The 25,623-nt window shown below is 62.4% G+C and carries 19 protein-coding genes and 1 pseudogene; 7 read left to right on the top strand and 13 right to left on the bottom strand.

The genetic code is table 11. The annotated features are described in order from the left end of the window. Positions 1-23: 23 nt before the first annotated feature. The 3 genes from bamJ to hemG form a co-directional block, all read right to left on the bottom strand. The gene (gene bamJ, locus JQN68_RS08795; RefSeq protein ID WP_225072040.1) at positions 24-725 is read right to left on the bottom strand and encodes a BamJ family beta-barrel-assembly machinery protein; all 702 of its coding nucleotides are present in this window, start codon (positions 723-725) and stop codon (positions 24-26) included. Positions 726-884: 159 nt separating this feature from the next. After that, positions 885-1,766: a ribosome biogenesis GTPase YlqF gene (ylqF, locus tag JQN68_RS08790; RefSeq protein ID WP_225072039.1), complete on the bottom strand. Its 882-nt coding sequence runs from the start codon at positions 1,764-1,766 to the stop codon at positions 885-887. Between the two features lie 49 nt (positions 1,767-1,815). Further along, entirely contained in the window at positions 1,816-3,222 is a 1,407-nt protein-coding gene (gene hemG, locus JQN68_RS08785; protein ID WP_283775471.1) for a protoporphyrinogen oxidase, read from the bottom strand. Positions 3,223-3,326: 104 nt separating this feature from the next. Here hemG and JQN68_RS08780 point away from each other — a divergent pair, with 104 nt between their 5' ends. After that, positions 3,327-4,220: a DnaJ C-terminal domain-containing protein gene (locus JQN68_RS08780; RefSeq protein ID WP_225072038.1), complete on the top strand. Its 894-nt coding sequence runs from the start codon at positions 3,327-3,329 to the stop codon at positions 4,218-4,220. 23 nt (positions 4,221-4,243) lie between these two features. Here the strand turns inward: JQN68_RS08780 and hemH are convergent, their stop codons facing one another. The 4 genes from hemH to JQN68_RS08760 form a co-directional block, all read right to left on the bottom strand. Then, positions 4,244-5,293: a ferrochelatase gene (gene hemH / locus JQN68_RS08775; RefSeq protein WP_225072037.1), complete on the bottom strand. Its 1,050-nt coding sequence runs from the start codon at positions 5,291-5,293 to the stop codon at positions 4,244-4,246. 10 nt (positions 5,294-5,303) lie between these two features. Further along, positions 5,304-6,341, bottom strand: coding sequence for a uroporphyrinogen decarboxylase (gene hemE / locus JQN68_RS08770; protein WP_225072036.1), 1,038 nt, complete (start codon positions 6,339-6,341; stop codon positions 5,304-5,306). Beyond that, positions 6,338-7,447 carry a radical SAM/SPASM domain-containing protein gene (locus JQN68_RS08765; RefSeq protein WP_225072035.1) on the bottom strand — a complete coding sequence of 370 codons (1,110 nt, stop codon included), beginning with the start codon at positions 7,445-7,447 and terminating at the stop codon, positions 6,338-6,340. Before JQN68_RS08765 ends, hemE begins: the two co-directional genes overlap by 4 nt. A 196-nt stretch (positions 7,448-7,643) precedes the next feature. Then, positions 7,644-8,759 carry an NAD(P)H-dependent flavin oxidoreductase gene (locus tag JQN68_RS08760; protein ID WP_225072034.1) on the bottom strand — a complete coding sequence of 372 codons (1,116 nt, stop codon included), beginning with the start codon at positions 8,757-8,759 and terminating at the stop codon, positions 7,644-7,646. Positions 8,760-8,908: 149 nt separating this feature from the next. Here JQN68_RS08760 and JQN68_RS08755 point away from each other — a divergent pair, with 149 nt between their 5' ends. From JQN68_RS08755 to JQN68_RS08745, 3 genes are all read left to right on the top strand, one after another. Continuing rightward, positions 8,909-9,871, top strand: a complete 963-nt coding sequence (locus JQN68_RS08755; RefSeq protein WP_225072033.1) for a sensor histidine kinase — start codon at positions 8,909-8,911, stop codon at positions 9,869-9,871. After that, entirely contained in the window at positions 9,868-10,578 is a 711-nt protein-coding gene (locus JQN68_RS08750) for a response regulator (protein WP_283775470.1), read from the top strand. The genes JQN68_RS08755 and JQN68_RS08750 overlap by 4 nt, the downstream gene beginning before the upstream one ends. 109 nt (positions 10,579-10,687) lie before the next feature. Next, positions 10,688-12,079 (top strand): penicillin-binding transpeptidase domain-containing protein, encoded by a 1,392-nt coding sequence (locus JQN68_RS08745; protein ID WP_225072032.1) that lies wholly within the window; start codon positions 10,688-10,690, stop codon positions 12,077-12,079. A 41-nt stretch (positions 12,080-12,120) separates the two neighbouring features. Here the strand turns inward: JQN68_RS08745 and JQN68_RS08740 are convergent, their stop codons facing one another. Next, entirely contained in the window at positions 12,121-12,507 is a 387-nt protein-coding gene (locus JQN68_RS08740; protein ID WP_225072031.1) for a response regulator, read from the bottom strand. A gap of 120 nt (positions 12,508-12,627) precedes the next feature. Beyond that, complete coding sequence (locus tag JQN68_RS08735) at positions 12,628-14,154, bottom strand: sensor histidine kinase (RefSeq protein WP_225072030.1); 1,527 nt, start codon at positions 14,152-14,154, stop codon at positions 12,628-12,630. A 311-nt stretch (positions 14,155-14,465) separates the two neighbouring features. On the opposite strand from JQN68_RS08735, the gene JQN68_RS08730 reads away from it, so the two are divergent. Then, positions 14,466-17,045 carry a PEP/pyruvate-binding domain-containing protein gene (locus JQN68_RS08730; RefSeq protein WP_225072028.1) on the top strand — a complete coding sequence of 860 codons (2,580 nt, stop codon included), beginning with the start codon at positions 14,466-14,468 and terminating at the stop codon, positions 17,043-17,045. A gap of 93 nt (positions 17,046-17,138) precedes the next feature. Here JQN68_RS08730 and gdhA read toward each other — a convergent pair whose 3' ends face one another. Further along, a complete protein-coding gene (gdhA, locus tag JQN68_RS08725) occupies positions 17,139-18,488 on the bottom strand; it encodes an NADP-specific glutamate dehydrogenase (protein WP_225072027.1) in 1,350 nt (449 codons plus the stop codon). Positions 18,489-18,758: 270 nt separating this feature from the next. Then, entirely contained in the window at positions 18,759-20,957 is a 2,199-nt protein-coding gene (gene priA, locus JQN68_RS08720; RefSeq protein WP_225072026.1) for a replication restart helicase PriA, read from the bottom strand. 179 nt (positions 20,958-21,136) lie between these two features. Between priA and JQN68_RS08715 the strand changes: the two genes are divergently transcribed. After that, on the top strand, positions 21,137-21,961 hold the full coding sequence (locus JQN68_RS08715; RefSeq protein ID WP_249621123.1) for a metallophosphoesterase: 825 nt from the start codon (positions 21,137-21,139) through the stop codon (positions 21,959-21,961). Between the two features lie 13 nt (positions 21,962-21,974). Here JQN68_RS08715 and aroF read toward each other — a convergent pair whose 3' ends face one another. Further along, complete coding sequence (gene aroF, locus JQN68_RS08710) at positions 21,975-22,988, bottom strand: 3-deoxy-7-phosphoheptulonate synthase (RefSeq protein WP_225072024.1); 1,014 nt, start codon at positions 22,986-22,988, stop codon at positions 21,975-21,977. A gap of 381 nt (positions 22,989-23,369) precedes the next feature. Here aroF and JQN68_RS08705 point away from each other — a divergent pair, with 381 nt between their 5' ends. Continuing rightward, the gene (locus tag JQN68_RS08705) at positions 23,370-25,226 is read left to right on the top strand and encodes a M48 family metallopeptidase (protein ID WP_225072023.1); all 1,857 of its coding nucleotides are present in this window, start codon (positions 23,370-23,372) and stop codon (positions 25,224-25,226) included. A 170-nt stretch (positions 25,227-25,396) separates the two neighbouring features. On the opposite strand, the pseudogene JQN68_RS14875 reads toward JQN68_RS08705, so the two are convergent. Continuing rightward, positions 25,397-25,623 (bottom strand): annotated as a pseudogene (locus tag JQN68_RS14875) (RHS repeat-associated core domain-containing protein); the annotation flags it as partial.

Here is a 25,623-nt window from a genome sequence, read left to right as displayed (position 1 = left end):
ATCATAAGGAAATTCGAAGCGAATTACTGAACCTCGAGCAATTCCACATCGAAAACCAGCACCGCATTGGGGCCGATGGCCGGACCGGCGCCCTGTTCCCCATAAGCCAGTTCCGGCGGCAGCACAATCTGCCATTTGGATCCCGCTTTCATGAGCTGCAGCGCTTCGGTCCAACCCGGAATCACTTGGGAAACCTGGAAGGTGGCGGGCGTATTGCGGGCATAGGAACTGTCGAATTCGGTGCCGTCGACGAGGGTGCCGCGGTAGTGGACCTTCACCGTATCCTCGGCGCTCGGCTGCTTGCCGCTGCCTTCCTCCACAATCTTGTACTGCAGGCCGCTGGGCAGGGTGACCACGCCCGGTTTTTTGCTGTTTTCCTCCAGGAATTTCTTGCCGCCCGCGAGATTGTCCGTCGCCAGTTTTTCCTGGCGGCTCTGCTGGCGGGCGATCATCTCCTTCTGAAACTCTTCCATGGTCTGCTGAATCTGCTCGTCGGTCAGCAGCGGCTTGGCATCCGCCAATCCGTGGCGCACCCCGGCCAGCAACATTTCAGGGTTGAGTTCCACTTCCTGGGCTTTGAAATCCTTGCCGATTTTCAGTCCGATGCTGTAGCTGACCCGGTCCTTGAGGTCCTTAGGTTCGGTCGGCTTGGCATTGCCCGTGCAGCCGCCGACTCCGATGACCAGGGCCAAGACACCCGGCACTACCCCAAAATACCTTTTCATCCGTTGAATCCTCCAAAAGTGGGTGGTAATTTAGACAGCCTGAGCTGTGAAGGCTGTACGCAATCCATGCGGCCGCATTTGGCAAAAACCGACCGAGGGCGCTCCACCGTAACGCCACCGCCAGCCGCTGTCAATAGCTCTTTTCGACCGGCCGAGCCGTCATGGTTGTTTCGCACCCGACTTTGCCACGTTAGCGGATACCTTGGCGACAGCCTCGGGAAATTCAAGGGTGATACGTCCCAGGCGGCCGCTTTGCAGATCCCGCAGCAGGGTTTCGGCGGCGCGCTGCCGGTCCACGACCCCCCCGGCGGCCAGGCAGCCACGCTGCCGGCCGATGGCCTCCAGCAAAACTTCGCTCTCTTCAGGCAATTCCCCCAATCCGAAACGCTCCTGGAGCAGAGAGGGATAGTGTTGCCGCAGAAATTCGACCAGAAACTGTGCCACCAGCTGGTAATCCATGGCATTGTCGCCGATGGCACCACTCGCCGCCAGGCGCAGGGCCGCCTGCTGGTCGGCGAGGTTGGGCGCCAACACACCCGGCGTATCCACCAGCAACAGGCCGTTGCGCAGATCGACCTGCTGCGGCGCCTTGGTGATGGCCGGCTTGTCGCCGACCTTGGCAATCCGCCGACCGGCGAGGGAGTTGATCAGGGTCGATTTGCCCACATTGGGAATCCCGACCACCAGAATGCGCAGCGGCTTTCCGGGCACCCCGCGGGACGGCGCCAGGCTGCGGCACAAGCGCGACAGGCGCATCAGGTCGCGGGGACGCACCGCCGACACGGCCAGAGCCCGAATCTGCCGGGAACGTGCCTCGAAGGCCTTGATCCAATCGTCCGTGACCCGGGGATCGGCCAGATCGCATTTGTTCAATATCTTCAGGCAGGGTCTGCCCCGGCGCAATTCGGTCAGCAGGGGATTGCTGCTGGCGTCCGGCAGCCGGGCGTCCAACACCTCCACCACCACATCCACCCGGGGCATAAGCTCGGCTATCTGTTTCCGGGATTTGTGCATGTGCCCGGGAAACCAATTGATCGTCATAGAGTATCCAATATAGGCAAAAAGAAGAAGAATGAAGCCGTGTTTCTCTTCAGCCCCGGCGCTGCCGCAGCAGGGCCAGGACCCGATCGGCGACCCGCCCGGCGGCGGCAACACAATCGTTGAGCCCGACGCCATAAAAAGCATTGCCGACCAGAAACAAGCCGGGGGTGCCGGCGGCCAGTTCCTCCAGAGCCGCCAAGCGCCGTCCGTGACCGGGCGGATACTGGGGGATGGCCGCGGCATGGGAAATGATGCGCACCCATTCGGGAGCCGCCTCAACCCCGAGAGTGGTGCGTAAATCCTCCATGACCTCGCCACGCACCTGTTCGGCGCTCAGGGTGCCGGCCCCAGGCCGGGTCGCCCCCCCCAGCATGGTTCGCAGCAGCCGCCGGCCGGCCGGAGCCCGCTGCGGGAAGATGCTCGAATCCCACAGGGTACCGAGGCTGTGCAAACCTGCGGAGCGCGTAGTCAGGTAGCCGAAACCATTCAATTCATCGGGCACATCCTCGCTCCGATAGCCGAAACAGGCAACCTGCAAAGGCGCATAGGGGATCTGGCGCAACAGGGTGCTCATGGCCGGCCGCGAAATCTCCAGAAGGCCTGCCAATTGCGGTGCCGGCAGGGCACAGATCACCACCTCGGCCATCAGGCTGCGCCCATCCGCGAGGACGATTTCAAAACCGTCCCCCTTGGGCTTCAGAGTGGCCGCCGCCACCCCGCTCCGAATCGAGTCGCCCAGACTGGCGGCCAGGGCGTCGGGCAGGGTCTGCAGTCCCGCCTCAAAGGAGGTGAGAATCCCGCCGGGGCCCGCGGCGCCGGCGACCACCTTGCCGGCGCGTCGTTCGCGGCGTTTCTGTCCGGCCAAGCGCAGCATGGCCCGGATCAGGCCGCCATACTGCTGTTCCAGTTCGTGAATACGTGGAAAACAGCTGCGCAGGCTCATACTTTCCGGATCGCCGGCGAAAATCCCCGAGACCATGGGCCCGATGAGTTTTTCCAGGACTTCCGGGCCCAGGCGCCGCCGGACGAAGTCCGCCAGGGATTCGTCCTCATGATGGCCGCGGGGCACCAGCAACTCCGCCCCGAGCCGCAGCTTGCCCGGCCAGGAAATCAGGGTTGAGCGCAGGAAGCCGGCAGCGGTTTCAGGCACCCGCTGCAAGCGGCCATCGGCAAAGATGAAACGCTTGCGGGCATTGTCATCGGAGCGCAGCAAATCCTCCGACAACCCCAACTGCCCACATAATTCAAGGGTTGCAGGCTTGCTGTCGAGAAAACCGTTGGGGCCCCACTCAACCAGGTAACCCTGGTCGCAGTCAGAGCGAATCTTGCCGCCGACCCGCATCTCTTTCTCGAGCACGACGATTGCGTCGGTCAGACCGCAGGAGCGGCATTGCCGATCAAGAAAAAAAGCGGTGGCCAACCCGGAAATACCGGCGCCGATAACCGCAATCCGCATGATGCCTCCCTTCAGGACGATCGCAACGCCGTGCTCAGACCTTGACGTTGCCGGCCCGCCTACCTATATTGTCAAAGCAATATCGCATTTCGACAGGAGAATCTATGGCCAAGGATTACTATGCCGTACTCGGTGTCGCCAAAAACGCCGAGGCCGATGCCATAAAGAAAGCCTACCGCAAACTGGCACTGAAATACCACCCGGACAAAAACCCCGGCGACAAGCAGGCCGAAGAAAAATTCAAGGAAATCACCGAAGCCTATGCGGTCCTGTCCGATACCGATAAACGGCGGCAATATGACCAGTTCGGCGAGGCGGGTTTCCACCAACGCTTCAGCCAGGAAGACATCTACCGGGATTTCGATGTCGGCGATATTTTCCGCGAGTTCGGTTTCGGCACGGACGACATTTTCAGCCGACTGTTCGGGGGCGGACGCGGGCGCACCACTTTCACCGGCGCAGGCGGTCGGCGGGCCGCCAAGGGCCAGGATTATGTCATGCACCTGAAGCTGCCCTTTCGTCAGGCGGTGCTCGGCGGTCGCCAGAGCCTCAACTTCAAGAGCGACACCGGTGCCGAGCACATCGAGGTCAATATCCCCCCCGGAGTGGACCACGGTCAACGACTGCGCATTGCCGGCAAGGGCGGCACCAGCCCAGTCGGGGGTGCCCGCGGCGACCTGTTCCTGGATATCGAAGTAGAGCCGGATGCCCTTTTCAGCCGCCAGGGACACGATCTGCTGGTAACCGTCACGGTCCCCTTCAGCGGCGCCTGCCTGGGCACCTCCGTCGAGGTGCCGACCCTGACCGGCAGCAAGCGTGTCAAGGTCCCTCACGGCATGGCCGGCGGCGGCAAGTTGCGCCTCAAGGGCTACGGCGTGCCGGGTCATGGCAAAAAAAACGCCGGCGATCTCTACGCAATCATCGAGATTGCCGTGCCGAAAAAGCTTACGGAAGAACAGCGCGTCCTCCTGGAACAGCTGCAGGCCGCAGGCCTCTGAGCCGCCCGCCGCCTGCTGCCGGGTCAACCCGGATTGACCCCTTTCAGGCCCTGGGTCCCGGACCGCCACTCATCCGGCAGGCGCTCGGCCACCAGGGCCGCCATGGCGCGGGCAAAGGCCTCGTGATCGTTGAACATGGCCGTGCGCTCGAAATAACGCCAGCCGTGACCAAGGGCGTAATTCCGGTATCCGTGGTCGATTTCATGCAGCGTCTCGATGTGGTCCGAAACGAAGGACACGGGCACCATCAACACCGCACGAAATCCCTCCCGGTTTAAACGGTTGAGGGTTTCGATGATGCCGGGACCGACCCAGCGCACCGGACCGCTGCGGCTCTGAAAGGCCAGCTCGCCGCCGCGTCCTTCAAGCCGCTCCAGAACCCCGCGAACCGTGGTCTGCACCTGCCGCAGATAGGGATCGCCGCGTTCCACCATGCGCTGCGGCAGGGCATGGGCGGAAAAGACCAGGGCCACTTCCTCACGCACGGCGGCGGGAAAACGTCGCAGGCCCTCTCGAACCCGGTCGGCCAAGGTGTCGAGAAAGGGCGCCCAGGCGTGCCATTCGGCAATAATCCGGTATTCCAGTTCCGGGTAGTGTTCGGCCGCGGCGCGGGCAAAATCCCGGATGCTGCTGCCGGTGGTGGCGGCCGAATAGTGGGGATAGAGGGGCAGCACCATGGCGCGGCGCACGCCCTCCGCCTGCAGCCGGGCCAGGGCCTGGGCGGCCCGAGGCCGCCAATAGCGCATGACCACCTGCGGCCGCCAACCCAGGCCCAGTTGCCGGGCGATGGCACGGCCCTGACAGTCCGTCCAATGTCCCAGCGGCGAAGCACCGCCCATGGCCCGATAATGCTCCCGCACCTTGGCGGCGCGCCGCCGGGCCAGCAGCCTGGCCAGGGGTTTCTGCAGCCATGCGCCGCCAGGCAGACGGATCAGCTCCCGGTCGGAAAACAGGTTGACCAGAAACGGTTCAACCGCCTCCAGGGAATCCGGCCCGCCCATGTTCAGCACCACCAGGGCGACGGGTTCCGTTACCGGAGCCGAGGTCTGCCAGATCGCGCGCTGCCCCGTCATGCAAATCCTTTCAATCCACCCGGTTTTCGGACCAGCGGTGTACGCAATCGACCAGAAACCTGGCGTTTTCCACCGGCACCTCGGGCAGGATGCCGTGCCCGAGATTGAAGATATGCCCCGGGCGGCCGGCATTTTCCGTCAGGATGCGCTGCACCTCCCGGGCGATGCCGTCGCGGCTGCCGAGCAGCACCGTGGGATCGAGATTGCCCTGCACCGCCACCTCCGGTCCGAGCAGGTCCCGGGCTCGATCCAAGCCGATCATCCAGTCCAGACCGATGACGGTGCCACCTGCCTGCCGCACCAGGTCGAGCATGGTGCCGGCGCCCTTTACGAAGTGAATCAGGGGAACCCCGGTGTCCGCCAGAGCATCGAACAGCCGCCGACTGAAAGGCAGCACAAACCGCTGGTAATCCGCCGGCGACAGAATCCCGCCCCAGGTATCGAAAATCTGGATGGCTTCGGCGCCGGCCGCCGCCTGGGCCTTGAGGTAGCGAATGGAAGCCTCCGTGACCTTGTCCAGCAGTTGTCGAAACAGGTCGGGCTCCTGGTACATCATGCGTTTGACGGTCAGAAACTGCCGGCTGCCCTGCCCCTCGATCATGTAACAGGCCAGGGTGAAGGGTGCGCCACCAAAGCCGATCAGGGGCACTCGGCCGTTCAGGGCCCGGCGCAGCAGACGAATGGCCTCCAGTACAAAGGGAGTGGTCTCCTCCGGGTCCGTGACCTGCAGGGCGGCAACCGCCGCTGCCGTGCGAACCGGTTGCGCCAGCACCGGCGCCGGAGTGAAAGCAAGCGGCAGGCCCATGGCCTCGACGGGAACCAGAATGTCCGAAAAGAGGATGGCGGCATCGACGCCCAACAAATCCACCGGCTGGAGGGTGACTTCCACGGCCAGTTCCGGAGTCTTGCACACCTCAAGAAAACCGTAGCGGGAGCGGACCTGACGATATTCCGGCAGATAGCGCCCGGCCTGGCGCATCAACCAGACCGGCGTGCGCCGCACCGGCAACCCACGGCAGGCGCGAAGAAAGTCGCTGGATTCATTCATGATGGGCACGGCTCCCGGTCGGTTGGGCCAGGCTCCTGACGGAAGCCGGGCGGGAGATAACTGCAATAGGGCTCTTCGGCCAGGTAATCACCATGCACCGCCTCCGCCCGCGCCCGACAACCGCCGCAGACCTTCAGGTATTCGCACTGGCCGCATTTGCCCCGATACTGGGTGAAGTCCCGCAACTGCTGCAATACGGGCGCCTCTTCCCAGAGTCGGGCGAAGGACGTCTGCTTGACGTTGCCGACACTGCCCGGAAAGTAGGAACAGGGTTTGAGGTTGCCGAAAGCGTCGATGAAGGCGATGCTCTGTCCGGCCAGACAGCCTTTGCCGCCGCCGGTGGAAAAGCTCAGGCTGCGACGCTGCAGAGGCCGTCCTTCGGCCCGGGCCAGTTGCGGCGCGATGCGATAATAGTGGGGGGCGCAGGTCGGCCGCATGAGGATGGCATCCTCCTCCTGTTCCTGCCGATAATGCCAGGTCAGGATCGCTTCATAGTCCTCGGCGCCGATAAGTTCGGACAGGATGTCTTCGCCCCGACCGGTGGGAACGATCATAAACAGATACCAGGCCACCGCACCCAGGCGTTTGGCGAGGCGGAAGGTGGCCGCAATCTCGCCCTGGTTGCGGCGCGTAAAGGACGAATTGATCAGAAAGGGCAGCCCGTTGCGGCGCAGGATTCCGGCGGCACGCACGGTGGCGGCAAATGCTCCGGGGCACTGGCGGAAATCATCATGCACCGCGGCCCGCGGACCATCCAGGGACAGGGACACCATGCGGATGCCGACCTCGCGCAGACGGTGACAGACCTCATCGGTGATCAGGGTGCCGTTGGTCGCCAGACACATGCGCAGTCCCTGCTCCGTGCCATAACGGGCAATATCGAAAATGTCGGGACGCAGCAGGGGCTCGCCGCCGGAAAGCACCATGACCGGACGCGACACCTGGCAGATGTCGTCGATGAGTTGCCGAGCTTCGGCTGTGGTGAAATCGCCTTCGGGTGCCTGTTCATCAGAGGCACAGCGACAATGGATACAGCGCAAATTGCAGCGACGGGTACTCTCCCAGGCAATCCACTTGGGTACATATTTGGGGTTTTCGGTCGTCATGGATTCCAATGCGCACTCCCGTTGCAGGTGTGGCGATAATACCCCAGCCGCGTCATGACTGGCAAGCCGCCTGTCTTATACCACCGAAACTACCGCCGGCAACACCGCGCTCGCCCCGGCAATCCTCGCCGGCTGAAAAAAAGGCGGCCCCGATTCCTCGAGACCGCCTGGTTTGTTACGCCGAAGTTGCGCCGGCTCAGCCGTTGACCACCATGGTTTCCGCCGCCGTGGGTTTGTTCAGGGCGAACAGTTCGTCAAAAACTTCCTGCACCGTCTCGATGCGTTTGGCTCTCCAGGCATTGCTGCCGCAGAATATGAGGCCGGTTTCCACATCGCCCCGCTGAGCTCGATCCAGGGCACCGACAATGCAGAACCGCTCACCGCTTTCCTTGAAGGCGCAGCGCTTCAGGCAGGCATACTGACAGCCTTCGCCGGCGTCCAGGTCATGCTGGCGGATCCGCTCGATGTTGCCGACCAGGGCGCGCCCCGGCAGGCCGGCGGGGCTCATGACCAGACCGATGTCTTCGCGGCGCGCCGCGATATAAGCCTGTTTGAAGGCATCGGCCGCGTCGCATTCGACGGTGCACACGAACCGGCTCGCCATTTGCACCCCGTCGGCGCCTTGGCCCAGGGCCCGCGACACATCGGCTCGATTCCAGATGCCGCCGGCGGCGACAATGGGCACCCGACGCTGATATTCGGTGAGAAAGAAGTCCTTGATGGCCCGGACGGTGGCATACTGATCATACTCGCCGGAACCGATGTTCTCCAGTTTTTCGCCCAAGTGGCCGCCCGCCGTATCCGGATCCTCGACGATGACCGCGTCCGGCAACCGGCCGTACCCCTTGTACCACTTGCGGGCGATGATTTGAGCGGCGCGCAGAGAGGAAACAATGGGAATCAGGGCCACCTGGGGGAAGCGTTCCGCAGTCAGTTCCGGCAGGTTAAGGGGCAGTCCCGCACCGCTGACGACAAAATGAGCGCCCGCCTCGCAGGCCGCCAGTACCATATCCTCGTAATTGGTGACCGCCACCATGCAGTTGACACCCACCACGCCCCCGCGGGCAATGGCCAGCGCCTTGCGAATCTCGTCCTGAAAAGCCGCCCGATCCGCGGCAAAGAAATTGCGACCGTCAAAATGCGGACTGTTGGCGCCGATACCGGCCGCCGCCACGGTTCCGAAACCACCGCAACGCGCCACATGACCAGCCAGGCTGCCCGCTGAAATGCGCACCCCCATGCCCCCCTGGAATAGCGGGAACGCGGCGCGATGCTGTCCAATGGTCAAACCGTTTCTGAGTGTTCTGTTCACAAAAAGCCTCCCAGCAATTGCTGTACGTAAACATCCACCGCTATCCTAGCAAAAGCGCCTTGGGGAGATTGTAATAATTCTGTAAAAGCCTTGGCAGGCGATGAATTTTTTCCCTTGTACGGGGCGCGGACGGATGATAAACAGGGGCGATGAAATCCTTGCGCCGCTTCGTCAATCCCGTCATCGCTTTTATCGTCATCCAGTTGGCCTGGGTGCTGGTGGTGGTCTGTTGGGTGGCCTGGTTTCTTAAAAGCCACCGCAAGCTGCTGGTGCTGGCCGAGCGCTATCATCCGGAACTGCTGCAGAGCAGGCTGGACTGGCTGCTGCTGGTGGAAGGGCTGATTCTGCTGGGGGTGATCCTGGCGGGGGTCTATGTCATCTTCGTTTACTGGCGCCGCCAGGCCAATCTCTATCTGGCCCACCGGAATTTTCTTTCTCAGGTCAGCCACGAACTCAAGTCGCCCCTGGCGTCCCTGCAACTGCACCTGGAAACCATCCGTCTGCGACAACCGGATCCGGATCGCCTGGCCGGCTTTCTGGACACCATGCTGCAGGACACGGGACGTCTGCGCAACCTGGTCGACAACCTGCTGGCCGCCAATCGCCTCGAGCAGCGCTGGCCGGGCCTGGATTTGCGTCCCGGCGACCTGTCGCAACGGGTCGCACGGTTCCTGCAGCAACAGTGGCCGGGTCTGCCGCCCGATACGGACCTGGAGGTCGACATCACACCGGACCTTTGGGCCAACTTTGAACCGGCCGCCCTGGAAACGGCTTTGCGCAACCTGCTGGAAAATGCCGTACTCTATTCCGACGGCCCGGCCCGGATCCAGGTCGATCTGCACGGCGATCGGGAGCACTGCCACCTGGTGGTCCGGGATCAGGGGCGGGGCATCGACCCCAAGGAGCAGAAAAAGGTCTTCCGCATGTTCTACCGAGGCCGCCGCAATGGGGAATCGCTGCCCGGTTCCGGCCTCGGCCTGTTCATCGTCAGGGCCATTGTCTGGCGGCACAAGGGTCAGATCTGGCTGAAGAGCGAAGGACCCGGCCGCGGCACCGCGGTGCACATCCGCCTGCCCCGCCTGACCGCCCCGAAACAGGAAGTATCCCCATGAGCCAGCCCTACATCCTGCTGGTCGAAGATGAGCCGCACATCGCCACCGCCCTGATTTACAACCTGGAACAGGAAGGCTTCACCGTGCGCCACGTCGCCAGCGGGGAGGAGGCCCTGGAACTGGTTCCCTGGGCCGGCTGCCAACTGGTGGTGCTGGATCTGATGCTGCCGGGCATCGATGGCCTCCAGGTCTGCCGCCGGTTGCGGGACCTGGATGCGCGGCTGCCGGTATTGATGCTGACCGCCATGAACAAGGAACCGGATCGCGTCGCCGGCCTGCAGGCAGGGGCTGACGACTACCTGGCCAAGCCCTTCAGCCTGGCGGAATTTTTGCTGCGGGTACAGGGCATTCTACGCCGGTCCAGTTGGTATCGGCTGCCTGGACAGGCCGATATCGGCATCCGCTTCGGCGGCAACGAGATCGACTTGAACGAGGGCCGTGCCCGAACCCCGCGCGGCGACATTGTGCTGACCGAACTGGAGGTCCGCATGCTGCGCTTTTTCTTCCAGAACGAGGACCGCCTGTTGACCAGGGAGGAATTGCTGACGGCCGTGTGGGGCCTCAACCCGGAAACCGAAACGCGGACCCTGGACAATTTCATCGTCCGGATGCGCAAATACTTTGAAACGACACCTAACCGGCCGGAACACTTTCTCACCGTTCGCGGCCGTGGCTATCGTTTCAGCCGTCAGGGACGAAAAAAATAGGAATAATGGTTTATATTATGAACAGCCTGCGGCCCCCTGCGTCTGCTCCGGCCCGATCCGGCGGGCCGGGCCGGCCAGATCTTCAACCCCAACTCCTGCGATCTGCGCTATGAGAAAATCACCCAGGATTTACGGCAACCGCTCCCGTTCCGCCAATTGGCGAAGATTCCAGACCGAGTTGCGGCGACAGGCCCCAAGCGGGCCCGACTGGCGGCGCTCCGGACTGCGGGCCGGAATCGTCGGCCTGCTGACCCTGACAGCGGTTTGCGCGTTTTATGCCATGGTCCGCACCGAGTCGAGCCCGTCAAGAACTCCCAAAACCGAGGCGGCCATGCGCCTGGCCGCCCCCGTCAAGTTGGAAAGGAAGCAGGATCTCTGGCAGGTGCTGGACATCCCCACCTTTACCAATCTGACCAGCAGTGAACTGGATATCCCGTTCAACCGGCAGATGCTGCACATCAAGACCAGCCTTGATGAAGATCTGCAGAACTTTCTCCTCGAAAACCTCGATCGCGAGAATTCGCGCCATATCGGCATCGTTGCCATGGAACCCGGCAACGGCCGCATTCTGGCCATGGCCAGCTACGACCGGCGCGATCCGGTGGCCAACCCGTGCCTGGACAGTATCTATCCGGCCGCCAGCCTGTTCAAGATCGTCACGGCGGCATCCGCCGTGGACCGCCTGGGGTATACCGCCGATTCGCCGCTGTTTTTCAACGGCGCCAAACACACCCTGTACAAGCAGCAACTGACTGCCCCGGTCAACAAAAACAGCAACGCCATCTCGTTCCGCGACGCCTTTGCCCAGTCCATCAATCCGGTATTCGGGAAAATCGGACAACAGCACATGGGCAAGGAACACCTGGAACAAGTTGCCCGCGCTTTCGGCTTCAATCAGCCCCTGACCTTTGATCTGGCCCTGCCGCCGAGCCATTTCCAGACCAGTGACGACCCCTACTACTGGGCGGAACTGGCCAGCGGTTTCAACCGGGACACCACCATTTCGCCCCTGCACGGTGCGGTCATGGTTTCCGCCGTCCTCAACGACGGACGCATGATCGCCCCGTCCCTGGTCGATCAGGTCGCCGACGCCCGCGGCAAGATTCTGTACCGCGGCCAAGCGGCCTGGCAACAGCGGGCCATGTCCCCCGAAGCGGCGCGAGTACTGCAGCAGTTAATGCACGCCACCATCGAGAGCGGGACCAGCCGCAAGGCGTTCCGCGGTTACCAGGAGGATCGTGTGCTGTCCCGACTGGAGATCGGCGGCAAGACCGGCTCCATCAGCAGCCGCGATCGGGAGGCGCGTTTCGACTGGTTTGTCGGTTTCGCCCGCGAGCGTGAGGGTACCCGCCAAATGATCATCGCGGTCATGGTGGCCCATGAGGATTACATAGGAACCCGCGCCGGGCAGTATGCCCGCATGGCCATGGAACGCTATTTTGGCAGCCAAGGGGTGACGACCGTCGGTGCGCCTCGGGTCGGCGGCCGGGATCCCGGCTGACAGCCAGGGGCCTGGAGGGCCAATCGGCAAGAATTTCGGTCTCAGAACGGCAGGGCCGTCGGCATGTCCATCAGCTTTTCCACCTGCGCCTGCAGATCCTGCAGGCGGAAAGGTTTCACGAGGTACCCTTCCACACCCAGGGCATCGGCGCGATCCCGCTCCGCCCTCTGATCCTTGGCGGTCAGGATCAACACCGGGCAACGACAAAGCCGCGGTGCGCCGCGCATGCACGCAACGGTTTCAAACCCGTCCATGCCGCCGGGCATCATGATATCCATGATGACCAGATGGAACGGTTGTTCCTCAACCAGGGCCAGGGCCTGTTCGCCGCTTTCGGCCAGCACGATCTGCCGGTCGGCGGCGCGCAGGCTGATTTCGAGCAATTGCCGAATCATGGCCTGATCATCCACCACCAGTATCCGTTTCACATTCAAACATCCTTCTGTGCAACAATGATCAGCCCAAAACGGGCACGGCTTCCGCCGGGAACGGCCGGCAGGCCCTGTTGCAGCTTTTTTCAAGTGTCCGACCGGCCCGCAAAGCGCCCTTCAACTGCCGCACAGAGACAGAAATACGGTCGTGCCGCGACCCGGCATACTCTCGATCCAGATGCGCCAGCCGTGGGCATGGACGATCTCCCTGACAATACTCATTCCCAACCCAACCCCTTCGATGGCCGAATTGGAAACATCCGCCCGGTAGAACTTGTCAAACACCCGCTGCACCTGCTCCGGCGCCATGCCGATGCCTTGGTCCTGCACGCTGAGCAGGATTTCCTCGCCATCGCGTCGCGCAGCGATTTTAACCGAACCGCCGGCGGGCGAATATTTGATGGCATTGCTCAGCAGGTTTTCCAGTATCTGACGCATCTTGACCATATCGCAATGGACCGTTTCGGCGTCGCCGGCAATGTCGATTTCGAACCGGTGCCGGCCCGAACGATGGGGTACGTGGAAAATGGCCTGCTGCACCAAATCGGTCAGCCGGCAGTCGCGCCGGTTCAGAACGAATCCCGCCCCGGACTCGATACGAGCGACGTCCAGCAGATCGGTGACAACCATGGACAGAATCTGAGCCTGCGCATGGATGGCCTGCAGCATGTCGCGCCGTTCTTCGGCCCGCCAACCTTCCCGGCTCAGGAGAATTTCCGAAAAGCCCTGAATGGAGGTCAACGGGGTGCGCAGTTCGTGGGCGGCGGTGGAAATGAATTCGGTCTTCATCCGATCCACTTCACGCTCCCGGGTGACATCGTGCAACACCAGGATGAAACCCTGCAAGACCATGGCGGCATCGCGCATCACCGAAACCCGCGCCTGGATGGTGCGCGGAGGGTTGCCGTGGTTGCCCGCGAGATCAAATTCGAAGGAGTTCTGCTCCTCGGGATTGTGCATGACCGCCGCCACCCGCTGCGCAACCCGGCCATCCGAGAACAGTTCGGGAAGATACTGCGGCACGGCAGAACTCTGCCGCACTCCCAGCAAGCGTTCGGCAGAGGGGCTGAGATGCATGACGCGGCCCCGCTGGTCCGTCACGATCAGCCCCTGGCCGACCGCTTCCAGGATGGCGCCGATCCGGTCCCGCGCCTGGCGGGTGGCGACCAGTGCCCGGCAAAGGCGTTCTTCGGCTCGCTTGCGGGCGGTAATATCCTGGACCAAACCGACGCCGTACAGAGGTCGTTCATGGCTGTCAAACAGCCAGGCGCTGGTCACATGCCCCCAGACCGCCAACCCGTCACTGCGAACAAAGCGTTTTTCATAGTTGAAGGCGCGCCGCAGCCCGGAATGAATTTCCCCGAACCGTCGTCGGGTTTCCGGCAGATCGTCCGGATGGGTCAAATCGAACACGGTGCAGGCGCTCAGTTCCTCGCTGGAATAGCCGACAAAGCGGCAAAAGGCCGGATTGACCTCCAAAAAACGCCCCTCGCCATCCACGGTGTTCATGCCGGCGTTGGCACTTTCAAAGATGGAACGAAAGCGTTGGTCGGGGGCCGTCACATCGCCATCCCGCAAACCGCCGGCAGCGTCCTGCTCCGACAGCCTCTTGGTCCATACCTGGTCCTTCTTCTCTGCCGCCATGCTCTGCAACTCCGAAGCACCTGACCAAGCCGATCCCCCCGGCCGGGTCCGCCCCCGCCATCCGTTTACAGCAAACAATTCACTTTACTAAAAATTGCAGAAGATGCAATCAAACAATGTATTTTTCCGTTTTGCATTGGCAGGCCCGGCAGGATGCTATATAATTCAGCACCATCCACAACGACAGTGCTCATCGATTCAGCACGCTGTTTCATCCGCAAAGGAATCATAACCAGCGACCGCACGACATGCTGTCCCGGCATGCGCGATTCCGACCCCATATGACTCTCACCAAGAAGAAAGGCGCCGGCATGAGCCTTGAACAAAGGGCAACGACGGGTTTTCCCGGACTGGACACAATACTCGACAGCTTGCGCATGGGCGATAACGTCGTCTGGCGCACCGACAGTGTCAGCGACTATCAGTATTTCGTGACTCCCTTCGTGAATCAGGCCTTGGCCGACGGCCGCCAAGTGGTATACATGCGCTTCGGGCAACACAAACCCCTGGTCGACGAAACAGCTTCGGTCATCGTTCATCAATTGGATGCCTATCGGGGCTTCGAGCCTTTTGCCACCCGGGTTCACAATATCATTACGGAAACCGGTCCCGGTGCCTTTTACGTGTTCGACTGCCTGTCCGACCTGCTGCTGGCCTGGGCCACGGATGCCATGATCGGCAATTTCTTCCAGGTAACCTGCCCCTACCTGTTCGAACTCGATACCATTGCCTATTTCGCCCTGATCCGCAGCGGCCACTCTTTTAACACCATCGCCCAGATCCGGCAGACCACGCAGTTGCTGCTGGACATCTACACCTGCAACGGCCAGAACTATGTTCACCCCATGAAGGTCTGGCAACGCCATTCCCCGACCATGTTCCTGCCCCACCTGGAACAGGACCACAATTTCGTGCCCATCGCCAACAGCTATGACGCCACCAATCTGACCAACATCTACCAGGGTTTCGCGGACAATGCCCGCCGGCAGCTGGACTACTGGGACCGGCTGTTCCTGGAAGCCGAGGAACTGGTCAACACCCCGTCACCCCAGGAAGTCCAGCAACGCATGATCGACCAGCTGTGCCGGATCATGATCGGCCACGACGATCGCATGCTGGATCTGGCCCGGCAATTTTTCAGCCTCGAGGACCTGCTGGACATCAAGTCCCGCACCATCGGCACCGGCTATATCGGCGGCAAGGCGGTCGGCATGCTGCTGGCGCGCAACATCCTGCTGCGCGATTTCGAGTTCGATTGGCAGCATTACTTCGAACCCCACGACTCCTTTCACATCGCCTCGGACATTTACTTTTCCTATATCGTTCACAATGGCTGGTGGAAACTGCTGATGCGGCAAAAAACCCCCGATGGCTATTTTGCCATGGCCGGGGATCTGCAGGAGAAATTGCGCCACGGCGTCTTCCCGCCGGAGGTACGGGCCAAATTCCAGGAAATGCTCGAACATTTCGGTCAATACCCGATCATCGTGCGCTCCAGCAGCCTGCTCGAGGACAGTTTCGGCAACGCCTTTGCCGGCAAATACGACAGCTACTTCTGCGTCAACCAGGGAACCCCGGAAGAGCGCTACGAACAGTTCGAGAATGCCGTCCGTCAGATCTTCGCCAGCACCATGAGCGAGGATGCGTTGGCCTACCGCCGCCAACGGGGCCTGGATCAGCACCAGGAACAGATGGCCCTGTTGGTCCAGCGGGTCTCCGGAGCCTATCACGATCACTACTATTTTCCGGAACTGGCCGGGGTCGGCGCCTCCTACAACACCTTTGTCTGGGACCGGGACATGGATCCCAAGGCCGGCATGCTGCGTTTGGTGTTCGGCCTCGGCACCCGGGCGGTGGACCGCGTCGAGGGGGACTACCCGCGCATCGTCGCCCTGGACAACCCGCTGAAGCAACCCCATCATGGCTCCGACGATCTGCGGCGCTTCTCCCAAAGGGACGTGGATCTGCTGGACGTCAACCAGAACTCCCTGAAGACCATGCCGCTGCTGAACCTGACCGGCCATTGCCGGGATCTCGACTTGGAACGTTACGCGATCCGCAACCACGACCTGAGCCGGCGGCTGGAAGAGCGTAGCGAAAAAAGCCAGGAAGCCTGGCTGCTGACCTTCGAGAAACTCTTCGCCCAAACCCGCTTCACCGAACTGATGCAGCGCATGCTGAAAAGCCTGGAGGACACCTACCGCTACCCGGTGGACATCGAATTCACGGTCAACTTCGCCAACGGCGAGACGCCCAAGATCAACCTGCTGCAATGCCGTCCGCTGCAGACCCGCGGCCAGGACCGGGCCGTGCAGTTGCCGGAGAATCTCGACGCGGAGCGCATCTTTTTCACTTCCGAGGGTCACTTCATGGGCGGCAACGTCATCCAGCCGATTCGCTGCCTGATCTGGATCGACCCCCAGGAATACAGCAATCTGCCCCTCTCCGACAAATATGAGGTCGCCCGCCTGGTGGGCCGCCTCAACAAGCGTCTGTGCGACAAGGAGAACAATCCGACCCTGCTCATGGGGCCGGGACGTTGGGGGACCTCCACGCCGTCCCTCGGCGTACCGGTCAGCTTTTCCGAAATCAACAATGTGGCGGCTTTGGCCGAGGTGGCTTTTTCCAGTGGGGGGCTGATGCCCGAACTGTCCTTCGGCACCCACTTTTTCCAGGACTTGGTGGAAACGGAGATCTTCTACCTGGCCCTGTTCCCGGAAAGCCGTTACTGCTGCATCAACCACGATTTCCTCAACGGGCAGGGCAATCTCCTGGAAGGACTGATGCCGGCCAGCAGCCGCTTCAGGAAAATCGTCAAGGTAATTCGTCTGGACCAGGAGATGCAACTCATGTCGGACGTGGTCGCCCAGAAGGTGGTCTGTTTTCGCTGAGGGGGAGGACTCCGTCCTTTCCCGCCTGAAACACAAAGAGCCCGGCTTCAGCCGGGCTCTTTGTGTTGGGACAGAACTGCAATACCTGTCGAATCAGACCAGGCCCATGGCCAGCATGGCCTTGGCGACCTTCATGAAACCGGCGATATTGGCGCCGTTCACCAGGTTGCCGGGAGTGCCGAATTCCTCGGCGGTTTCGGCCGCGTTCTTGTGAATATTGACCATGATTTCATGCAGGCGCTTTTCCGTGTGGGCAAAGGTCCAGGAATCGCGACTGGCGTTCTGCTGCATCTCCAGGGCCGAAGTCGCGACGCCGCCGGCGTTGGCCGCCTTGGCCGGGCCGTAAGCGATCTTGGCGTCCAGGAACACCATGACGCCTTCCGGCGTGGTCGGCATGTTGGCGCCTTCGCTGACGGCGATGCAGCCGTTCTTGACCAGGGTCGCCGCATCCTTGCCGTTGAGCTCGTTCTGGGTGGCGCAGGGGAAGGCCACCTGGCAGGGGACATCCCAGATGTTGCCGTTTTCCGTGTAGACCGCATCGCTGTGATAGGTGACGTAGTCTTTGACCCGGCGGCGCTCCACTTCCTTGAGCTGCTTGAGCAGATCGAGATCGATACCCTTTTCGTGGAAGATGACCCCGTTGGAGTCGGAGCAGGCCACGACCTTGCCGCCCAACTGGTTGATCTTCTCGATGGCATAGATGGCGACGTTGCCGGAACCGGACACGGTGCAGGTCTTGCCGTCGAGGGAATCGCCGCGCGCCTTGAGCATCTCTTCGACGAAGAAGGTGGCACCGTAGCCGGTGGCTTCGGTGCGCGCCAGGGAACCGCCCCAGCCCAAGCCCTTGCCGGTGAGCACGCCGGACTCGTAGCGGTTGGTGATGCGCTTGTACTGGCCGAACATGTAGCCGATCTCACGCCCGCCGACGCCGATATCGCCGGCCGGCACGTCCGTGTGCTCGCCGATATGGCGATACAGTTCCGTCATATAGCTCTGGCAGAAGCGCATGATCTCGGCATCGCTCTTGCCTTTGGGATCGAAGTCCGACCCGCCCTTGCCGCCGCCGATGGGCATGCCGGTCAGGGCATTCTTGAAGATCTGCTCGAACCCCAGAAACTTGATGATGCCCAGATAGACGGACGGATGGAAACGCAGGCCGCCCTTGTAGGGGCCGAGGGCGCTGTTGAATTCCACCCGGAAGCCGCGGTTGATGTGCACCCGGTTCTGGTCGTCCTGCCAGGGCACCCGGAAGATGATCTGCCGCTCCGGTTCGCAGATCCGCTCGATGATTTTGTAGTCACGGAACTCCGGGTACTTGCTCAGCACCGGTCCCAGGGATTCCAGCACTTCGCGAACGGCCTGATGGAATTCGACCTCGCCGGGATTCCGGGCCAGAACCTCCTGGTAAATCGGTGCTACTTTTTCGTCCAACTGCACTGTCATGATTCCTCCTGTTTGTGTGAGAAAAGGAGACATGTCGCCTAAATTCAAGGCAGCAACCTGTCTTCCCGCAAGCGCTTTTTGGTGAAACTGTTCAGTTTATTCAAACCGCATACCAGTTTGCCCAAATCTTCACCACAAACTGCTAACATATTAATCACAATAGCAATTGAGGGGCGGGAAAGGAAAGAGGACGAAAGCACCGGGCCTTCCGGAAGCCAATTTTGAGTTGTTTTCATACACAGATAAATACACGAAACTCGGAAGGCGAGATCAAATCATGTCCAGGGGATCGACATCCACCGCCAGGGCGACTCCGGAGGGCAGACGGCGCCGCAGACTTTCAAGCCGTCCCAGCAGGTGACGCAGGGCAGGCCGTTGGGGGCTTTTCAGAAGGACCTGAAAACGGGATTTGCCCCGCAGGCGGGCCAGGGGACAGGGCGCCGGCCCGAGCACCTCGACACCCAGGCGGCCGGCCGGCTCCCGCAGGCCGGCGGCGATCTGCTCGGCGGTGCGGCCGACCAGGGCGGCATCGGCGGCGGTCAGCACGCAGTTGACCAGATAGCCGAAGGGCGGATAGCCGAGTTCCTCCCGCAGGGCCAGCTCCTGCCGACAGAATCCCTCGAAGTCATGGCGCACGCAGCATTCCAGAGCGTAATGTCCCGCCGCATAGCTTTGAATATAGACCCGGCCGGGCTGGGAGCCGCGCCCGGCGCGACCGGCAACCTGGGTGAGGAGGGTGAAGGCCCGCTCGGCGGCACGGAAATCGGGCAGATTGAGCAGATTGTCGGTTTGCAGTACGCCCACCAGGGTGACGCCGGGAAAATCGTGCCCCTTGGCCACCATCTGGGTCCCGAGCAGAATGTCCAGGCGTCGCGCCAGCATCCCTTCGACCAGGTCCTGGTGCGCACCCTTGCGGCCGGTGGTGTCGCGGTCCATGCGGGCGATGCGGGCGGCGGGAAACAGATTCTGCAGCTCCTGTTCGAGGCGTTCGGTGCCGGCGCCCTCCGGCAGCAATTCCGTGCCGAAGCAGGTCGGACACTGTTCGGGCGGCACGCAGCGATAGTCGCAGTAATGGCAGCGCAGTTCGCGACGCGCCAGGTAGTAGGTCAGGGTGATGTCGCAATGGGGGCAGCGCGGCGTTGTCCCGCAGTCGGCGCACAACAGGTAGGGAGCAAAGCCGCGCCGGTTGAGCAGCAGCAGCGATTGTTCACCGCGCTCCAGGTTGGCGGCCAGGGCTTCCTGCAGGGGACGCGCCAGCAACCCATCGGGGCGCTCGACGGTCAGATCCACCAGAATCACTTCCGGCAGGGGCCGCTCCAGCACCCGCTGCGGCAGGGACACATAGAGTGACAGACCGGAGCGGGCCCGCTGCCAGGTGGTCAGGGCCGGCGTGGCGCTGCCGAGGAGCACCACCGCCCCTTCCATCTGGCCGCGCAACAGGGCCAGATCCCGGGCATGATAGCGAAATCCTTCGCTCTGCTTGTAGCTCGACTCATGTTCTTCATCCACAATGAGCATGCCGAGCCGCTCCAGGGGCGCGAACACGGCACTGCGCGCGCCGATGACGATATCCACTTCACCACGGGCAATGCGCCGCCAGGCATCATAGCGTTCGCCGGCGGACAAACCCGAATGGAGCGCCGCCAGGCGCGTCCGACGCGGCGCGAAGCGCGCCTGGAAACGTCCGACCAATTGCGGCGTCAGGGCGATCTCGGGGACCAGCACCAGGGCCTGGCGGCCGGCCGCCAGAACCTTTTCGATGGCCCGCAGATAGACTTCGGTCTTGCCGCTGCCGGTGACGCCGTGCAGCAGGATGGATTGAAAACCGCCCCCCTCGAGAGCGGAATCGATGATGGTCAGGGCCTGCTGTTGATGCTCCGTCGGCGCCACGACCGTATCCGCCGGAATGACTTGCCCGACGAACGGATCGCGCAGCCGTTCCTGGCTGTCCTCCAGCACCAGGCCGTGCTTCAGCAGACTTCGCAGGCTGCCCTGGCAACCGGGAAAACGCGCCAGCAGCTCACTGCGACTCGCCTGACCGCAGGCATCCAGGAAGGCCAGCAGCTCGAGTTGCCGCGCGCCGCGCACCGCAGGGCTGTCGGGTGCTCGCCGATAGACGCTTTCCCGCAGGGGGGCGAGCCGGCCCTGCCCGCCGGATAGGCCGGCCGGCAAAGCGGTACGAATCACCTCGCCCAGGGGATGACGGTAATAATCGGCGGCCCGCCGGAACAGGGCCACCATGGCGGCGGAAAACAGGGGCTCGGCATCGAGTCCCTCGAAGACGTCCTTGAGGTCGTCGGCCTCCCCCTCCACGATCTGCAGCAGATAGCCGACGGCGGTACGGCGGCCGAGGGGTACCCGCAACCGCATGCCCACCGCCAGGGTTCCGCGCAGAGCTTCGGGCACTCGGTAGGACAAAGCCTTGTCCAGCGGTGCGGCCACCGCCACCACGGCTATCTGCTGTTTCATTCCCGGCCTCCCGATTCCAGATCGGCGCCCCGCGGACCCGGCCGGATTGTTAGCATCCCGTTGGTCAACGACGGCGAACATGCTATAGTACCCACCATATCCTGTTGTCTCTGATCGGTTTTCAACGTACAAGGCCCACCGTGAGCGCTCCCCGCACCGAACAGCCCCCCGCAGCAACCATGTCCCGTCGCCGCTTCCTGTTGGGGGGTGCTACCCTGGCCACCGGCCTGCTGGTCGCGGATGCCGCCTGGCTGGAACCTCAGGCGGTACGGGTGGACCGCCTGAGCCTCAGATTGGCGCGCATGCCCGCGGGTCGCAGCCTGCGACTGGTACAACTCAGCGATTTGCATCTGCGCGAATGTAATGATTATTTCCAGGGGATTGCGGCCCAGGTCAATCGGCTGCAGCCGGACCTGATCCTGTTGACCGGCGACTATGTCGACCGCAACCGCAATCTTGACGGTGTGCTCGAATTTCTGGGGCAACTGCGGGCGGCCCACGGCATCGTGGCGGTACAGGGCAACTGGGAATACTGGGCCCGCATCGAAGGGGATCGCCTGCGTCGACGTTTCGACCGGGTCGGCGTGCGGTTGCTCATCAACCAGCGCCACGACCTCACCCTGTCGGGGGCCCCTCTTTCCATCCTGGGGGTGGATTATCCGGCATCCGGTGACCAGGTGGCCCACATGCGCCGCATCGCGAACCGGAAACGAATCAACATCCTGCTGTCCCATGTCCCGGCCTTCGCCCACGATCTCCTCGGTGACGGCATCGCCCTGATCCTGTGCGGCCACACCCACGGCGGCCAGGTCCGGCTGCCCTTCCTGCCGCCCCTGTACCTGCCGCGCTTTTCCGGCCCTTTCGTGTCCGGCCTCTATCATACGGAAACCACCGGACTGCCCCTCTACGTATCCCGCGGCCTAGGCACCAGCACCCTGCCGATCCGCTTCATGTGCCCGCCGGAAATTACCCTGGTGGAATTGAGGGGGCCGGAGCCGACCTGACGGGCCGCGGCCTTCAGCAGCCCGCCAAGGCCTGCTGCAGATGCCGCAACTGACCCATCAACTCGGCAAAACCGGCGCCGGTCAGGCTCTGGGCGCCATCACACAGCGCCCGGTCCGGTTCCGGATGCACCTCGATCATCAGTCCATGGGCGCCGGCGACCAGCGCCGCCTTGGCCATCACCGGCACCAGACTGCGTTTGCCGGTGGCGTGGCTCGGATCGACGATGATCGGCAGGTGGCTCAACTCGCGAACCAGGGGAATGACCGAGAGATCGAGGGTGTTGCGGGTCGCCCGCTCAAAGGTGCGGATCCCGCGCTCGCAGAGGATCACCTGGCTGTTGCCTTCCGCCAGGATATACTCGGCGGCGGCCAGAAATTCCTCGATGGTGGCGCTCAGGCCGCGTTTCAGCAGCACCGGCCAACGGCACCGGCCGACCTCCTTGAGCAAATCGAAATTCTGCATGTTGCGGGCGCCGATCTGCAGCATGTGGGCGTAGCGGCAAACAATATCCAGCTGTTCGATGCGCATCACCTCGGTGACCACCGGCAGGCCGACCGCGTCGCCGGCCTCGCGCAGATACTGCAGGCCTTCGACCCCGAGCCCCTGGAAGGAGTGGGGTCCGGTGCGCGGCTTGAAAGCCCCGCCGCGCAACATATGGGCGCCGCCGGCCTTGACCTGCTGCGCGGCGGCCAGCATCTGCTCGCGGCTTTCGATGGAGCAGGGCCCGGCCATGACCACGGCGGGATGCCCGTTGCCGATGGCCACCGCCCCCACCTGCACCACCGTCGCGGCCGGATGGAAATCCCGCGACACCAGTTTGTAGGGCTTGCTGACATGGATGACCTCCAGCACCCCGGGCAAATCGCGAATCGTGGCATCATCGACATAGCCCTGGTTGCCGAGCACTCCGATAGCCGTACGCTCCTGGCCGGGGATGGGCACCGCCTGCAATCCCAAGGCGGCCACGGCCTGCTCCACGGTCTGAATCTGTTCGGCCGTCGCGTGATGATGCATGACAATCAACATGGACTTGCACTCCTTGGATGATTCGGTTCCGGATGATCGCCCGCTGGACGGGCGGCAAAACACGCGTCCTAGATTAGCCCTTGCCCGCCGCAAATACAACCGCTTTCCCAGCTGCCGCGACACTCCCGGCGCCCTCCCTCGGAGCCCGCCGACAAGACAGTAAATCTGCCTCCCGTGCAGCATCCGCTGTTCGAGGATAGCCCTGGCAATTTGCGTTTCGCGAATATCTGGCGGTTTTGACGTAAAACGATCAGCGGTAAGCCGCGACGCGAGGTCAGGACCCGCCTGCGCCCGAGGGAACAGTTGACGGCGGGAGCCGGACGCATATAATATGCACCCGATCATTATTTCCGACACATTTGTCCCAAGGAGCCTCCCGCCATGTCCTGCCCGTATCCCCGGAAACCCAAACTGCTCAAGGGCCTACTGCTTTCGCTGCTGCTGCTTTGCCTTCTGCCGGCCACGACCTATTTGTTTGCCGGCCGGGTACAGCGCGCCCACGACCAGGAATTTCTCGAAGCCGTCATGCAGCACATCGAGACGGACCGCGAGCTTTCCGCCGAAGATCGGGAAGCGGCCAGAACATTTTATGGCGCGCATCCGCCCTCGGTGGCCTGCCGGCTCTCGGACCCCGAACTCCAGGATTACCGGAACGCGGTCTGCGAACCCAGCTCGGCCGTCTGGCAATTCGCCTTGGCACGACGAATCGCCCTGTGGACCATGCTGGCCGGCGGAAGCTTCCTGGCGGTCCTGATGCTGCTGGGCCTGCTGGCCTTCGTCAACGATTCCCTGCGCTACGCCAGCTTCGTGACCGGTTGGCGCCTCTCCACCTGGGTCATTGCCGGCATGGTGATGGTCCAGGGCGTCATGGCGGTATGGCTGTCCTTCTGGGTGACTGCCCACTTCTTTCAACTGTATTCCCTGCAGCTCATAGGGGTAGCCGGTATTTTTGCCGTCCTCGGGGTTTTTGTCGCCATCAAGGGCATCTTCACGCGGGTCCGGAACCCCAACGCCGTGGACGGCGAGCTCCTCAAGGAAGCCGATGCTCCCCGCCTCTGGCAGCGTATCCGGGCCTTGGCCCAGCGCCTCGACACGGCTCCGCCGCAACAGATCGTCGCCGGCATCGACAGTAATTTCTTCGTTACCGAAGCCCGCCTGACCGTCGCCGACACACCCCTGAACGGACGCACGTTGTTCATCAGCATCCCCCTGCTGCGAATTCTGGATCAGAACGAGGCAGATGCGGTATTCGCCCACGAACTGGCCCATCTCAGCGGCGGCGACACCCGCAGCAGTGCGCTGCTGGGGCCAAAGCTCGTGCAATTCGATCACTATACCGAGGCCATCCTGGAAGGGGGGCTGACCATGCTGCTGGCCCCCCTGCTGCTTTGGTATCGGGTCATCTTCGAGGTGGCTCTGAGCCGCCACAGCCGACAGCGTGAATTCAGGGCCGACCGCTGCGCCGCCGACCTGGTCGCGCCGGCGGCCATGGCCCAGACCCTGATCAAAATTTCAGCCTACGCCCAGTACCGGGAGCAGGTGGAGACCGAACTGTTCCACCGTGATCAGCGCCTCGACGACAACTTGGGCATCGCCCGCTTCATCGCCGACGGATTGGCGTCCTTCGTGCAAACGGAAAAGTTCGACCAGGCCATGGCAAACGCCAGCGTGCCCCATCCCTTCGATTCCCATCCACCCTTGGCCGAAAGGCTGGCCAACGTCGGCGCACAGCTACCCGCCCACAGCTTCGGTGCCTTAGTGACCCGTCCCCCGGGCCGCACCTGGGTCGAGGAGATCCTTACCGCCGACGCCATCGAAGGACGCCTGTGGGCCGACTACGAGAGCAAATTCGCGGCCGACCACGAAGCGGAACTGGCCTGTCGCTACGAGCCGGCCAACGACGAGGAACTGGCCATCGTCCTGAAATATTTCCCACCGGTGGAGATTGCCCTGAAACGGAACAGAACCATCGAGATCAGCCACCTCGGCATCAAAACCTCCGCCGATCAACGCCTGATAGACTGGGATGCCGTCGAAGCCGTGACCTTTCAGGAAAGCTGGCTCGGCCATTCTCTGGTCGTGACGCACCCGAAGAAAGGCCGACTGCTGGCCAAAACCAGCAAAATCAAACTTGCGGGGATCAAAAAACAGCAAAACCGACTGAAGGAGGAAATCAACCGCTACTGGCAGCGCCATCAGTTCATGCGCGCCAACCAAGTGACCCAGGAAAATCCCTAGATGGCGGCGATCTTCAGGATCATTTTCTGGGCTTTGCCGCGACTGTTCCGGCACGAATAGAGAGCATCATCTTTCTTCTTGTATCCGCGCGCAGTGATGTCGTGGTTCAAATTGCCAGTCCGTCCGAATTTATTATAAAAATACTCCCCTCTAGCTACCGGGCTTGGACACCCCGCCAACCCCAGCGGATCCACCCACTGCATGGGATCATGCACATAGCCGTGGGTCCGCAATCCGCCTTCCAGGCCGATGGGGTCCGGGCTCAGATACTGCCCGCTGTCCGGATCATAGTACCGGTGCAGGTTGTAGTAAAGCCCGCTCTCTTCGTCCTCCCACTGGTTCTGAAATCTCAGACTGCAATCGACGATGGGCAGGCAGTTGCTGCCGGTTTTGGCGG

It is taken from the genome of Desulfuromonas sp. CSMB_57, assembly GCF_020194955.2.
In the GTDB taxonomy this organism is placed as follows: domain Bacteria; phylum Desulfobacterota; class Desulfuromonadia; order Desulfuromonadales; family Syntrophotaleaceae; genus JAFCIY02.
This window is presented reverse-complemented; position numbering and strand designations above follow the sequence as displayed.

Excerpts from the sequence above, each read along its gene's own strand:
- bamJ (WP_225072040.1), bottom strand. The coding sequence starts at position 725 with ATGAAAAGGTATTTTGGGGTAGTGCCGGGTGTCTTGGCCCTGGTCATC.
- ylqF (WP_225072039.1), bottom strand. The coding sequence starts at position 1,766 with ATGACGATCAATTGGTTTCCCGGGCACATGCACAAATCCCGGAAACAG.
- hemG (WP_283775471.1), bottom strand. The coding sequence starts at position 3,222 with ATGCGGATTGCGGTTATCGGCGCCGGTATTTCCGGGTTGGCCACCGCT.
- JQN68_RS08780 (WP_225072038.1), top strand. The coding sequence starts at position 3,327 with ATGGCCAAGGATTACTATGCCGTACTCGGTGTCGCCAAAAACGCCGAG.
- hemH (WP_225072037.1), bottom strand. The coding sequence starts at position 5,293 with ATGACGGGGCAGCGCGCGATCTGGCAGACCTCGGCTCCGGTAACGGAA.
- hemE (WP_225072036.1), bottom strand. The coding sequence starts at position 6,341 with ATGAATGAATCCAGCGACTTTCTTCGCGCCTGCCGTGGGTTGCCGGTG.
- JQN68_RS08765 (WP_225072035.1), bottom strand. The coding sequence starts at position 7,447 with ATGACGACCGAAAACCCCAAATATGTACCCAAGTGGATTGCCTGGGAG.
- JQN68_RS08755 (WP_225072033.1), top strand. The coding sequence starts at position 8,909 with ATGAAATCCTTGCGCCGCTTCGTCAATCCCGTCATCGCTTTTATCGTC.
- JQN68_RS08750 (WP_283775470.1), top strand. The coding sequence starts at position 9,868 with ATGAGCCAGCCCTACATCCTGCTGGTCGAAGATGAGCCGCACATCGCC.
- JQN68_RS08745 (WP_225072032.1), top strand. The coding sequence starts at position 10,688 with ATGAGAAAATCACCCAGGATTTACGGCAACCGCTCCCGTTCCGCCAAT.
- JQN68_RS08735 (WP_225072030.1), bottom strand. The coding sequence starts at position 14,154 with ATGGCGGCAGAGAAGAAGGACCAGGTATGGACCAAGAGGCTGTCGGAG.
- JQN68_RS08730 (WP_225072028.1), top strand. The coding sequence starts at position 14,466 with ATGAGCCTTGAACAAAGGGCAACGACGGGTTTTCCCGGACTGGACACA.
- gdhA (WP_225072027.1), bottom strand. The coding sequence starts at position 18,488 with ATGACAGTGCAGTTGGACGAAAAAGTAGCACCGATTTACCAGGAGGTT.
- priA (WP_225072026.1), bottom strand. The coding sequence starts at position 20,957 with ATGAAACAGCAGATAGCCGTGGTGGCGGTGGCCGCACCGCTGGACAAG.
- JQN68_RS08715 (WP_249621123.1), top strand. The coding sequence starts at position 21,137 with ATGTCCCGTCGCCGCTTCCTGTTGGGGGGTGCTACCCTGGCCACCGGC.
- aroF (WP_225072024.1), bottom strand. The coding sequence starts at position 22,988 with ATGTTGATTGTCATGCATCATCACGCGACGGCCGAACAGATTCAGACC.
- JQN68_RS08705 (WP_225072023.1), top strand. The coding sequence starts at position 23,370 with ATGTCCTGCCCGTATCCCCGGAAACCCAAACTGCTCAAGGGCCTACTG.